Below are 12,797 nucleotides of genomic sequence, written 5' to 3'. Positions count from 1 at the left end.
ATTATTTGAGGGTCGGGTAGTTTGGACTCTCATTGGTTATGAGGAGGTCGTGGGGGTGGCTCTCCTTGATACCGCTTGAAGTTATCCGGACCAGCTTCGCCCTTTCCTTCATCTCACTTAGGTTAGCGGCACCGCAGTAGCCCATGGATGCTCTCAGACCGCCTATGAGCTGGAAGAGAACTTCACTTACCGTGCCCCTGTACGGGACAACACCCTCCACTCCCTCAGGCACCACCTTGGTGTGCTTCATGTGCCCGCGGGGTTCCTGGAAGTAACGGTCCGTGCCTGCACCTATACCCCCTGTCATTGCACCGAGGGACCCCATTCCACGGTACTGTTTGTATTTACGTCCGTTCATAACCACAACATCACCGGGGGCCTCATAGGTACCTGCAAGGAGATTGCCCAGCATCACACAGTCGGCGCCCACTGCTATTGCCTTTGCAATGTCCCCTGAGTACCTTATACCTCCATCGGCGATAACAGGCACTCCATATTCTGCGGCCACGTCAGCCACCTCTGCTATGGCTGTGAGCTGGGGGACACCGACACCTGCTATGATCCTTGTTGTGCACATTGAACCGGGCCCTATTCCCACCTTTAGACCGTCCACGTCCTGTGCAATGAGGTCCTCTGCAGCCTCCCTGGTTGCTATGTTGCCGACTATGAGGTCAGCCTCTATCTCCTTCTTCATTGCCCCGGCACTCTTCACAAGGTTCATGTTGTGTCCATGGGCACTGTCGATTGCCAGCACATCTGCGCCAGCCTCATCCAGTGCCCTGGCCCTTTCAAGATCAAAGGGGCCTGTGGCGGCTGCGACCCTGAGGTAACCTTCACTGTCCCTGGACGCGTTGGGGTACCTCTTGCGCTCCAGTATATCCTTCATTGTGAGCATGCCGACGATCCTTCCATCCTTCACAACAGGGAGCCTTTCGACCTTGTTCTCGTAGGCTATGTCAAGGGCCTCGTTGGGGGTTATGGATTCGTCCACGGTGACAACGTCCCTTGTCATGACCTGGTCAACCTTCTTGTCCGCATCTGAGTTGAAGATGGGTTCAATGTCCCTGCGGCTTATTATACCTATGAGCACACCGTCCTCAACAACCGGCAGACCACTTATCTCCTCCTGGTCCATGATTTCATGGGCCTCCCTGAGGGTTGAATCAGGTGATATTGTTATAACGTCCCTTATTGTGATGTCTCCGGATCTTTTAACCTTCTTCACCTGTTCGACCTGGTCCCTGATGCTCATGTTCCTGTGGATAACCCCCATTCCACCCTCCTGTGCCATTGCAATGGCCATATCATACTCTGTTACCGTGTCCATGGCGGAGCTGATTACGGGTATCTTGAGCTCTATATTCCTTGATACCCTGCCAGCGGTCTCCACATCCCTGGGTTCCACATATGATGCCTGGGGAAGAAGAAGAAAATCATCAAATGTGTAACCTGTTTCTGCTTCAGTTAATTTTTTCCTGTACATTCAAATCCCTCAGCTAATTTAGAAGCTGTCCAGGAGTTCCTTGAGTTCCCTCACAGCGTCCCTGTGGATTCTGCCTGTGTTGCGGTCTCCGCCAACACATGCAGCCCCCCTTATGCCTACAACGTCGCAGCCAATCTCATGGAGGGGTTTCAGGTGTTCCCTGCCAACTGATCCTGCGAGGGCTGACTTCAGTCCATGATCACGGGCAGCTGATACAAAGGATTCCAGTTTTTCCATGTCCATGAAGTCAAAGAGTGTTTTACCGTCCTTAACGGCGGTGTCAAGCATTGCAAGGTCTGCACCGGAATCAGCCGCAACGCGGGGTATCTCCATGGGTTCAACAGCGCCAACACGGTGAGCGTCAGCGTAGCCGGCTGCAACCACGATGGCGTCTGACTGGTCCTTAACAGCCCTCACAACGTTCTTCATGACGTCAACTGCCTCATCATAGTTTCTGGTCCCGTATAGACCCACCTTTATGTAGTCAGCTCCTGACACCAGCGCCCCCATGGCTGCAAGGGATACTGTGCCCGGCTTGTAGGGCACATCACCCAGTGTCGCGCTTACAAGCATGTCCTCCGGTGTCATCTCCCTGACCCTGCGGATCACCCACGGGAAATTTGCTCCCAGGGATCCCTCTGCAGGGTTCTTAACATCGACTATGTCTGCACCGCCTTCTATGGCTTCTAGTGCCTCCTCAGTGTTAATTGGACTTATCAATAGAAGCAATCTATAACCTCCTGGTAAAAATCATGGAATGAATATCCCAAGAAACATGATATGATAATTTTTTTAATTTATCTAGCACAGCACCTTTTTATACCTTTCTTTTCAGAGGGGTGAACCCCTCCTGAGTATCCGCGCCGCTATCCTCATGTGGCTTGGGTGCCTTATACCCGCGGCAACGCAGTCCCGCCGGAGCCTCTCCATCATCTCAGCCGTGGGTGTTCCAACCGGGCACTTCTCGGTGCAGAGACCACACAGGGTGCACATGTAGAGGCCTGATTCAGCTGCAGCTTCCCTGCCATCAATGAAGCTGCTCATAACAACACCACGGCCCCCCAGGTATCCACGGTAACCGAACCTGTTCCCGACTGTGTTGTAGACGGGACAGCTGACTATGCAGCTGCCGCACCCTATGCAGAGGAGGGCCTCCGGGTATGCTTCGGACCTCCCGTTGTCAACTGCAACTGCTATGACCCTTGATGCACCGTACATCCCGGTTAGGAGCATCTTCTCTATATCCGCGGTCTTTGAGGGTCCTGAGATCACGTTGATGTAGGATGGCACCCTGGTACCTGTGGCATAGGCGGTCTCCAGTTTAACCACCGATACAGCATCCTCGATCTGAGGGACCAGTTTATCCACACCAAAGACCATGATGTGTGTGTCCATGAGTGAGAGCCTGGCCACGTTTCCCTCGTTATGGACTATAACAGCTGATCCATCAGAGGCTGCCACAGAATTGGCACCGGTTATCCCTGCACTGCATTCAGCTATGGACTGCAGTATATCGGATCTCACCGCCTCCATTATCTCATGGGGATCATCCCTGATGTCAGCTTCGAGTTTATCCCTTACTATGGCCGCTATTTCAGATACACCCAGGTGGAGAGCCGGTCCAACAGGGTGCGCAGGTTTTCCTATACCTGCAAGCTGGAGTATACGGTCCCCCAGGTCCGTCTCAATTACCTCCACCCCCCTCCTCCTGAGGTAATCTGCGAGCCCTATCTCGGAGAGGGTGTTGGACTTTGACTTTGCAATGGTGTCACCTTCGAGGCTCTCATATATTATCCTGCAGGCATCATCAGCGTCAGCTGCAAGATGGAACTCGACGCCGTTTTCCGTGAAGCGTTCAGATGCCCCTGCTATGAGTTCGTTGAGGTTCTCAATGGATGATTCACGTATCGTCCTGACCCTGTCTGCCAGTTCAGCCACCTCTGGCCTATCCAGAAGTTCAAGGCGTCTTTCATTGAGTTTGCTGAAGGAAATCCTCATCTGGCGGATTTCACTCTCATTCAACGTTTCTCCTCCTGATAAGTTCCGATAGGAGCTCTGTTATGTCCATGACCCTCATGGATCTTGCTCCGAGGTTGAGGCTGCAGAATGGACAGGAGGTGCACAGGACGTCTGCCCCGGTCCCTTCAGCCTCCTCTATCCGTGAAGATGCCACAGCAGACGATACATCAGGTTGGGCTGAACGCAGCCCCCCTCCGGCACCGCAGCATCTGGAGTCCCTGCCATGATGTTCCATTTCCCTGAAATCTGTTAATTCCATCAGAATAGCCCTGGATGTGTCCCTTTCATCGCTGTGGCGTGAGAGGTGACAGGGGTCATGGTAGGTCACCTTCAGGTCTGTTTTCTCAAATTCAATCCTACCCTCTGCCATCAGTTCCTCTATGAGCTGAGATATGTGCTTAACGGCTATATTATAACCTCTCTCCCTGTAATCCCTGCTGAGAGTCCTGTAGCAGCCAGCACATGATACAACAACCTCCTCCCCATCAAGCATGCTTCCTGTCCTGCTTATCTGAATCTCTGCCTCTTCAAGGAACCCTGTCCTCAGAAGGACCGAACCACAGCATGACTCTTCATCAAGGACTCTGTATTCCAGTCCTGCGGCTCTGAGTATCTTCTCTGTGGCCCTGGATATCCCGTGCAGTCTCTCCCTTGCAAGACATCCTCTGAAGTAGATAACCATAATATCAGTTATGTTCCCTGACTATTAATAGTTGTCAGCAGCCCTGAGAAAAAGAACCACGAATACACCCATGGGGGGAATCATTCATCCCTGCCTGTGACCTCCGTCAGCACTCTCTCCAGCTTTCTACCTATGGAATCTGCACTGTAGTCCCTGAAAACATCTGCAGCCTCAGAGCTTAACCTTTCATGGAGCTCTCCGCTGGAGAGCAAAAGTTCAAGCTTCTCTGCAAGGTCACGCCAGTTTCCGGGTTCAAAGAAAAGTCCTCCCTTCTCCTGGCTTGCCTCCATTACAGGGGGTATCCTGGCAGCCACGAAGGGTGTCCCGCAGCCCATGGCCTCCACAACAACTATTCCAAAGCCTTCAACCACGCTTGGAAGGCAGAAGACCCAGGACTCTGCTATAACCTCCAGTACATCTGCGTGTTTCTCAACGAAGCCCATGAACTCAACGTTATCCTCAACAGCAAGTTCACGTGCAAGACCCCTTAAACGCTCCTCAAGGGGACCTGTGCCGATTATCCGGCACCTTATATCAGGGAACTTCTCCCTTATCACCGAAACCGCCCTTATGAGGTCCTGGATCCTCTTGTATTCAACAAGGCGTGATACACATGCAATTGATGGTGTGCTGGTTTTCCGGACAGGAGGTGTCCTGAAGTCGACCATGTTATGAACAACAGAGACCTGCTGCCAGGGATACCTCTCAAGGATCTTGCCTGCTGTGTACTCAGATACCGCCACTATCCTGTCGAATCTCCGTGAGAGTGTGTACCTCTCAAGCAGCTCACCGAGGATGCCTGAAACCCCTATGTTCCTCACCCACTCCCCGATCCAGACGTCATGGTAGCGGGCCAGTGCCGCAGCATTCCTTTTTCCTGCGATCATCCAGGCAACGGGGTGTGTTATGAAGTTGTAGCCAATCACCGCGTCAGGGTCAAGTTTTAATCCCTCACGGTATGCTGATAACATGAAGGAGAGTCTCCCTGTGATTGAACCCGCCTGGACATAGGACCTCACAGGGCCACAGCAGATAACCTCCATGTTCCCGCATCTGTAGTTCTCAGGGTTTTCAGGGGTCCTTGATGTCAGTACCGTGACCTCATGTTTCTCTGACAGTTTAAGGGCCTCGTTGAAGGCACAGGCCTCTGCACCGCCCCGGATGTTCAGCTCCTCGCCTCCAGGGAAGTACTCCGTAACGATGCATATCCTCATATGAACCCCCTGTTTCCTCAATCATCATGTTCCCTGAGGGCGATTTCATGGACAAGCTCGGTTATGTCCTGCTGGATCCTGTCGACCATGAGGTATATCCTGAAAAGGAGGTAATAGGCTCCGAGTATGCCTATTATGAGTAGAAAGTCAAGTCCCCTGCCGATGCCAAGAAGGTTGGCGATCCTGGTTGAGAACGGGGGGTTAAGTGAGAAGAGTATGACCGAAACCCAGAGTATCAGCCAGAGAAGAAGACCCCCCGGCGACGTCCTTGACTCCCTGAACCTCGCAAAGGATACAATTATACCTGCAATTCCAATAACAGTTCCAATAACCTGATATATCATAAACTCACCAACACTGGATCTCACAGCTGATCTCCTGTTTAAACCCTTCTAAGCATGTTCAGGATCAGCCTCAGAAGTATCCTTATACCCACTGAGGTGCTGGTCCCCTTGGATATTGTCTCGGGAGTGTATATCGTCTTTATTGTAACCTCCCTCATCCTGAGACCATTTCTGTGTATCTCACCTATTATCTCGGATGAAACACCGTAACCTCTGCTCTTTATATCAATGACTGATGCTGCCCTGGCTGTGAATGCCCTCAGACCAGACTGGGAATCTGAAACCCTGCAACCATAGAACAGGAGGGTCAGCAGGTTCATTAGGGTGTTCCCGAGGCTCCTTGAAAGGGGCATCTCAGAGAAGTCCCGGCTACCTATCACCACATCGGCCTCCCCCTTCAGGAGGGGCTCGATGACCCCCTCAATATCATCAGGGTCATGCTGCCCATCCGCATCAAAGGTGACGATGCAGGAGGCCCCCTCATCCACAGCCGCCCTCAGACCAGTCCTCAGGGCCGTTCCGAGACCCCTGTTTATGACGTGGGTGTAAACAGATAATCCATCCCTTTCAGATGCTATTCCTGCAAGTATCTCAGGGGTTGAATCCCTTGAGCCGTCATCAACGGCTATGACCCTGTAGCCCCTATCAAGGAGGGATTCTATGACACCCGCCACGGTCTTCTCCTCATTGTATACAGGTACAACAACCGCAACGTCCTCTTGCCTGTGTTCAGCCATGAATTCCACTCAGATAGTTCTGGATTCAGCCATGGATCCTTGCTGCAAGGAGGGCGACCCTCCTTCCAAGGTTCCTTGCTGTTTCGATACCTGTCATGTCATCGGCTGATTCGCCCTTTGCACCGCCGACACCGGTTCCTCCGTAGTGTGCAGTGGGTGAGGCGTCGCCCACAACAGCTGCCTCATGTATAAGGAAGAAGCTGTGAATGTCCCTGCAGGCTGTTTCCTGGCCACCGTTTCGTGACCCCCCCACGGTCACAGCACCGCCGACCCTGTCTGCCAGCCTGAATTCACTACGGAGAGGCCTTGTCCTGTCCATGAACATCTTGGTCTGGGCTGTCACGGAACCAAAGTAGACCGGACTCCCTATTATTATTCCATGGGCGGATGCTGCCAGTTCAACCACCCTGTTGAGGTCATCTTCGATGGCGCATTCACCTGTCTTCTTGCATGAGTCACACGCCCTGCATGGATTTATATCAAGACCTGCGAGTCTCACGAGTTCAGTCTCTGCACCGGCCTCCTCAGCGGCATCAAGAGCCTCCCTGAGGAGTATCTCGGTGTTACCATTCTTTCTTGGACTTCCACAGATTCCAATAACCTTAACCATGAAATCAACCTCCTTCTGTTTCATTAAAGTGGCCCGGCATCGGGTTTGCCCTCACGCAGACCCATACCGGCCTCACGTGTAAGCCTGTCTGGTTTAAATAGCATCATGATGAGGTTCTGGGCATGTTCCCTTGCCCTGTTATCTGCAAGGACCTTGAGTTCTTCAGGGTCATCCTCCTCATCCTCATGTACAAATACCTCAAGTATGTGGGTGTTCGTCATGAGCTGGGCCTGTATGAGACCCGTGGATGCCTCGTGGGCGCATACTTTATCCTTCTCCTCTGGACCTGGCATCCCGAGGGCCATGACCATCTCACAGCCCTCCTCCTCTATGAGTTTCTTGCAGGCCACCGGAAGGTCCTTTATCCCGGGGACGGTCCTCCTTATGATCTTTATACCTGCAGTGTGCTTCTTCAGCTCATCGATTGCAGCTCCGCCCATATCATACCTTGCAAAGGTTGTATCGCAGATCCCGACCTTTATCATGAAATCACCTATCTGAGCTGGTTACGGAGTTTCCTCCGGGCCTCCCCTATTGTCAGGGGGTAGGGCTCCTCAAAGGGAAGGTCATCCTCCTTCTGGAGTATCTCAACGAGGTGGGCTATCCTTGGAAGCCTCAGGTTGGCACCACGGATAGTATCGATATCAGAGAAGACCTCGGAAGGCGCCCCTGTACTTATTATCTCTCCATCACTTATTATGTATATCCTGTCGGAGTAGAGGGGGGCGAGGTCAACGTCATGTGTTGATATGATTATGGTCATTCCCTCCTCGTTGAGGTTGTGGAGGAGCCTGAGGATCTGTGAGGCACCCCTGGGGTCAAGGCCAGAGGTTGGCTCATCCAGAACCATTATATCCGGCTTCATTGCAAGTATACCTGCTATTGCAACCCTCTTCTTTTCACCGCCACTGAGGTGGTGGGGTGGTTTGCTCTCGTATCCCAGCATCCCCACCTTCTGGAGGGCGTCCCGTACCCTCTCCTCAACCTCATCCTCAGAAAGACCCATGTTGAGGGGTCCGAAGGCCACGTCCTCATCCACCCTCGGTGCGAATAGCTGGTCATCAGGGTTCTGGAAAACTATTCCAACCTTCTGACGCGCTTTAATCAGCCCTGATTTGCTGTAGTCGAGTTCCTCCCCATCTATCATTATCTTCCCGCTGGTGGGCTGAAGTATCCCGTTGAAGTGGAGGAACAGCGTGGATTTACCAGCCCCGTTTGGTCCCAGGAGGGCCACGACCTCCCCCCTCTCTGCATGGAAGTTGATCCCCCTGAGGGCCTCTGTGCCATCAGGGTATGTGTATCTGATATCTACTGCCTCGATAATCCTCATGTTCACACCGTGATCCCTTAAACGTTATGATAATAATGTGTATTCTATATTTAAGTCTGCTTAATCCTATCGGATCGATGAAACAGATCATGAATGGATAAATTCATAGCCCACCATCTGGAGGTATCAGAAATCAAAAAACCGATGTGAGGATATCAGCAGATCTCAGAGGATCATAACCAGACCCCTGACGTGAAAAGAAGACCTGTCACAAGGAGACCGTCAAAGAGGATGATCATGGCCATGCCCCTGAACCCCATGGACTGCTTCCTCAGTGATGGCATGGATCCTGTGTAGCACCGTGACTCCATGGAACGGTAGACGGTCTCGCCCCTGAGCCATGATCTTATAAATAGGTTGCCTGCAAGGAGGCCCAGGGACCTGTAGGAGTTTCTGAGGCCGCTGTATCCGAGCCTTGTATCCTGGGCATGGTACATGACCGAGGCCTCCTCAATGAAGACAAAGATTGACCTGTACATGAGGAGGGCTATCTCGGTTAGGGCTGGCGGCACTCCGAGCCTTCCAAGTTCATGGAATATCTCATTCACCGGCGTTGTGAGGGCAAGGAATGCCAGGCAGGAGAATCCTCCCATGATCCTTGAGAACACAAGCAGGCCTGTCTGAAGACCATCACTGTACACCCTGAGCCCCATTATGGTTGCTGCAGGGTTCACACCGAAGAAGAGGGTCATGAGGACAAGGGTTAAAAGCCCGAAACCTGCAGGGACCGCTGCAAACCTCAGGTAGTATGATGCAGGTATATCCGCCACGAAGAGGATGGTGAGGGTCATTAAAACCGCCACGATGGCAGGGATTAGCGGTGTGGGTGATATCACTGATATTATCATTGTAATTATGCAGAGGGACATCTTGAAGCCCGTGCTGCTTTCCCTCAGGCTGTTGTTATGTGCATAGTAGTCAACTGAGATGTTCATTATCCTCACCTGATGCCATCGTACCTCAAAGGATTATTCTGATGATTCACCCCTGCCCCTGTAGTAGCCGAAGACGTAGCCTATTATGAGGGCTCCTATTGCTGCCTGCAGGGCGAAAAGGAGGCTCTCTATCTCACCGCTTGGAGGCTCCCATAGTGGCTGGAACCATGGTTTGTAGCCGGTCTCAGTTATCGCATCACCTGCACTGTCATCAGCACCACCAAAATAGCCATCATCCTCTCCATGGCCACTGTAGATTATCAGGGGTGCCACGCTGATTATTATAACAGCAAGGAGCATTAAAATATGTCTTTTATCCATTTTTCAGGCCTCCGTAGCCTTTTTACTGATTATCTGAAGCTTTTCCATTATGTCAGGTTTGAGTTTGAGTATGTTCTCAAATATCACCACCGTCAGGAGGCCCTCTGCCACTGCAAGGGGTAGCTGGGTGTAGGCGAATATGATCATGAACTTCATCAGGGCCTCTGAAAATCCGGGAATCGGGAACGCCAGGGCCAGCTGCACCGAGGTTGTCACGTAGGTCATCAGGTCCCCGAGGAAGGCTGCAAGGAAAACTGAAACTGATGTGGAAAGTGAGGACCTGGTGAGCCTGTAGATTCCCCAGGCACAGAAGGGTCCCACTATACCCATTGAGAAAACGTTGGCTCCAAGGGTTGTGAGTCCTCCATGGGCCAGAAGTATCGCCTGGAAGATCAGAACAATCAGTGCCATCACCGAGGTAACTGCCGGTCCGAAGAGTACAGCGCCAAGACCATTACCCGTGGGGTGTGAGCAGCTGCCGGTTACAGATGGCAGTTTAAGGGATGAGAGAACGAACATGAATGCACCGCTAACTGCAAGGAGTGGTTTTGCCTCGGGTTTCTCATCTGCAATCCTTATTATCCTGATGAGGCCATAGACTATGACCGGGGCTGAGAGCAGATACCAGAGGAGGCACCACTGCCAGGGGAGAAATCCTTCCATGATATGCAATTTATCACCTTCTTGAATCCTTCTAAAGTAAACTTTAAAATTGAGGTATATAATGTTTTCTATAAATTCTGATCTAAATTAAAGTTTCCTTGATGGTTGAGGGGGCCTCTGAAAGGATAATATATGTAAGGACATAAAGTTCAGTAGAGTCGATTTCAATGTTTGAGATCCCGGAGAGTTGATGTTATGGACGTTATGAACAGACTTATACTTGCAATGGACCTCATGAACCGGGATGATGCCCTCAGGGTCACCGGAGAGGTCAGTGAATACATAGACACGGTCAAGATAGGGTACCCCCTTGTACTCTCAGAGGGTATGGATATCATTGCTGAGTTCAGAAAGAGATTTGGCTGCAGAATCATAGCCGACTTCAAGGTTGCAGATATACCCGAGACCAATGAAAAGATATGCCGTGCCACCTTCAAGGCGGGGGCTGATGCCATAATAGTCCATGGATTCCCAGGAGCAGACAGTGTCAGGGCCTGCCTCAATGTCGCAGAGGAAATGGGACGTGAGGTCTTCCTCCTGACAGAGATGTCACACCCAGGGGCAGAGATGTTCATACAGGGCGCTGCAGATGAAATAGCCCGGATGGGGGTCGATCTTGGTGTCACAAATTATGTTGGCCCATCCACAAGACCTGAAAGGCTTTCAAGGTTGAGGAAAATCATAGGTCCGGATTCATTTCTCATATCCCCCGGTGTGGGGGCCCAGGGAGGAGACCCAGGGGAGACCCTCAGGTTCGCAGATGCCATAATAGTTGGAAGGTCCATCTACCTTGCAGATAACCCTGCAGCTGCAGCAGCAGGGATAATAGAATCCATTAAAGACCTTCTGAATCCCTGAAACCCTGTTTCTTCTGAATGAATATCCATTCAGCCCATTAATGCCCTATTCTGCCTCCAACCTCATAGGCGGCCTCAAAAAGCAGGAACAGCAGGACGGTCAGGGGTCCGAATCCCGTCATGAAGCCTGCGAATGACAGGACGGCGAGGAGCACTACCACCATCTTAAGTGAGAACCTGTAATCAAAGAAAATCCTTAAAATCCTGCTTCTTCTATAGACCACGGGGTTATCGTTCCCGTACTCATCTATGTAGGCCCCCAGGGTGCACAGTAACGTGGCGGGAATGCTTATAACAGGTAATCCCCCGGAGAGGATGATCAGGATGAATACGAGGGCTGCGACAGCATGGCTCAGGCAGTCCACCTTCAGTGAGAGGATTGTGCCGGCGAATATGCCAATGAATATGCATGCTGCTGCAGGATCACTAACCGATAGAAAACCTGCTGATGCCCCGCAGAGGGCACCTGCCACCATACCTGTGCGGGGCCTCCCCCACTCATCCTCACACTCATCGGCAATCTTCATGAGAAAACCTGAAACAGGGTATAGAAACTCAATCATACAGACCCTCAGTAATGATAATCCCGTCTAATCTCCAACCTCGCCCTGAAGCTCAGATAATGCCCCCGCCAGTATGACCGGGAAGAGTGCTGTTGCATCACCCACCACAGTTACAAGGTTTGAACCTGCCTGGGCCTTCGCCCATGACTTTGCCTCCTCCAGGGGTGCCCCGCTGAGGCTCCCTGTCTCACTGCGGTCCATGGTTATCTGGACCGCGGCATCCACCCCTCCCCTGAGGAGGGTTGATGCGAGGGTGTAGTGTTTGGGGAGTCCTCCTCCAAGTATTATGGCGCCTATGCGCTCATGGCTGAAAACAAGGTCCGAGAGACTGTGCATATCCTTCACAGCATCCAGGCATATCCTGTTATCCTGGGTGTACATCCATAGCTGGAGGCCCAGCATGCTGTCAATGATTCCAGGGGCGTATATGGGGACTCCGCGAAGATGTGCTGTTCTTATTATTGACATATCATCATCCAGATGGCCTCCTATCTCATGTATGAGTTCCTGGATGGATATGTGGGGTTTTGCTGAGAATATACATGAGAATATTTCCTGGATCTCTGATTCAAATACCTCAAAGTCCTCTGACCTTGTATAGACATCACCAATACGGCCTATACCCTCCTGGTGCAGTTTCTCATCGTCAAAGCCATAGTCCCTGTAATGGGCGCCCCCGAAGGCCTCCAGGAGGTCATGGGTAAGGTTTGCGCCACTTGTTATCAGGGCGCTTATGGTTCCATCATCTATGAGGTCCCTTATTATCCTCCTCATGCCACCTGGAACCAGGGGCCCGGCCACGCTCATGAAGATGGCCATTTCCGGGTCATCAATCATCCCACGCAGGAGCTTCGTTGCCCTGTGGACCCTGCCAGCTCCCAGGACCCCTGAACGTCCCATCTCCTCTATGAGCTCTGCCACACCCATACCCTGGGTTATATTCATGTGATTCACATTCAAAATTAACACTTCCCTGGATTGATAACTGTAAAGATTTAATGAAATAACAGATCTCGAGTGCATGCCTTGGCCGGTATGT

General features: G+C 51.7%; 16 protein-coding genes. 1 reads left to right on the top strand and 15 read right to left on the bottom strand.

Translation table 11 applies throughout. The features are described from left to right. Nucleotide 1 precedes the first annotated feature (1 nt). The 13 genes from guaB to cbiM all read right to left on the bottom strand — a co-directional run bounded on the left by guaB (nt 2) and on the right by cbiM (nt 10,347). Nucleotides 2-1,483, bottom strand: coding sequence for an IMP dehydrogenase (guaB, locus tag tca_RS00615; protein WP_115892790.1), 1,482 nt, complete (start codon nt 1,481-1,483; stop codon nt 2-4). An 18-nt stretch (nt 1,484-1,501) separates the two neighbouring features. Further along, nucleotides 1,502-2,212 (bottom strand): (5-formylfuran-3-yl)methyl phosphate synthase, encoded by a 711-nt coding sequence (locus tca_RS00610; RefSeq protein WP_010875780.1) that lies wholly within the window; start codon nt 2,210-2,212, stop codon nt 1,502-1,504. A 102-nt stretch (nt 2,213-2,314) separates the two neighbouring features. Then, nucleotides 2,315-3,505 (bottom strand): LUD domain-containing protein, encoded by a 1,191-nt coding sequence (locus tca_RS00605; RefSeq protein WP_115892789.1) that lies wholly within the window; start codon nt 3,503-3,505, stop codon nt 2,315-2,317. Continuing rightward, nucleotides 3,498-4,184, bottom strand: coding sequence for a (Fe-S)-binding protein (locus tag tca_RS00600; protein WP_115892788.1), 687 nt, complete (start codon nt 4,182-4,184; stop codon nt 3,498-3,500). Before tca_RS00600 ends, tca_RS00605 begins: the two co-directional genes overlap by 8 nt. 80 nt (nt 4,185-4,264) lie before the next feature. Continuing rightward, complete coding sequence (locus tag tca_RS00595; RefSeq protein ID WP_245942901.1) at nt 4,265-5,398, bottom strand: glycosyltransferase family 4 protein; 1,134 nt, start codon at nt 5,396-5,398, stop codon at nt 4,265-4,267. Nucleotides 5,399-5,415: 17 nt separating this feature from the next. Continuing rightward, entirely contained in the window at nt 5,416-5,742 is a 327-nt protein-coding gene (locus tca_RS00590) for a DUF2304 domain-containing protein (RefSeq protein WP_048061182.1), read from the bottom strand. 38 nt (nt 5,743-5,780) lie between these two features. Then, complete coding sequence (locus tag tca_RS00585) at nt 5,781-6,479, bottom strand: glycosyltransferase family 2 protein (protein WP_269889725.1); 699 nt, start codon at nt 6,477-6,479, stop codon at nt 5,781-5,783. Between the two features lie 25 nt (nt 6,480-6,504). After that, on the bottom strand, nt 6,505-7,089 hold the full coding sequence (locus tca_RS00580) for a flavodoxin family protein (RefSeq protein WP_170130332.1): 585 nt from the start codon (nt 7,087-7,089) through the stop codon (nt 6,505-6,507). Between the two features lie 23 nt (nt 7,090-7,112). Further along, entirely contained in the window at nt 7,113-7,571 is a 459-nt protein-coding gene (gene ribC / locus tca_RS00575; protein ID WP_048061180.1) for a riboflavin synthase, read from the bottom strand. A gap of 11 nt (nt 7,572-7,582) precedes the next feature. Continuing rightward, complete coding sequence (locus tca_RS00570; RefSeq protein WP_115892784.1) at nt 7,583-8,419, bottom strand: ATP-binding cassette domain-containing protein; 837 nt, start codon at nt 8,417-8,419, stop codon at nt 7,583-7,585. 173 nt (nt 8,420-8,592) lie between these two features. Beyond that, nucleotides 8,593-9,354, bottom strand: a complete 762-nt coding sequence (gene cbiQ, locus tca_RS00565) for a cobalt ECF transporter T component CbiQ (protein WP_048060748.1) — start codon at nt 9,352-9,354, stop codon at nt 8,593-8,595. Between the two features lie 33 nt (nt 9,355-9,387). Continuing rightward, nucleotides 9,388-9,675: an energy-coupling factor ABC transporter substrate-binding protein gene (locus tca_RS00560; RefSeq protein ID WP_115892783.1), complete on the bottom strand. Its 288-nt coding sequence runs from the start codon at nt 9,673-9,675 to the stop codon at nt 9,388-9,390. A gap of 3 nt (nt 9,676-9,678) precedes the next feature. Continuing rightward, nucleotides 9,679-10,347 carry a cobalt ECF transporter S component CbiM gene (gene cbiM, locus tca_RS00555; protein WP_010875769.1) on the bottom strand — a complete coding sequence of 223 codons (669 nt, stop codon included), beginning with the start codon at nt 10,345-10,347 and terminating at the stop codon, nt 9,679-9,681. 186 nt (nt 10,348-10,533) lie between these two features. Between cbiM and pyrF the strand changes: the two genes are divergently transcribed. Next, nucleotides 10,534-11,196 (top strand): orotidine-5'-phosphate decarboxylase, encoded by a 663-nt coding sequence (pyrF, locus tag tca_RS00550; RefSeq protein ID WP_286709255.1) that lies wholly within the window; start codon nt 10,534-10,536, stop codon nt 11,194-11,196. A 37-nt stretch (nt 11,197-11,233) separates the two neighbouring features. On the opposite strand, the gene tca_RS00545 is transcribed toward pyrF, so the two are convergent. Further along, complete coding sequence (locus tca_RS00545; RefSeq protein ID WP_286708946.1) at nt 11,234-11,722, bottom strand: hypothetical protein; 489 nt, start codon at nt 11,720-11,722, stop codon at nt 11,234-11,236. Nucleotides 11,723-11,785: 63 nt separating this feature from the next. Further along, nucleotides 11,786-12,718, bottom strand: coding sequence for a deoxyhypusine synthase (locus tca_RS00540; protein WP_286708945.1), 933 nt, complete (start codon nt 12,716-12,718; stop codon nt 11,786-11,788). Nucleotides 12,719-12,797 lie beyond the last annotated feature (79 nt).

The sequence above is a fragment of the Methanothermobacter sp. EMTCatA1 genome (assembly GCF_002356395.1).
In the GTDB taxonomy this organism is placed as follows: domain Archaea; phylum Methanobacteriota; class Methanobacteria; order Methanobacteriales; family Methanothermobacteraceae; genus Methanothermobacter; species Methanothermobacter thermautotrophicus.
This window is presented reverse-complemented; position numbering and strand designations above follow the sequence as displayed.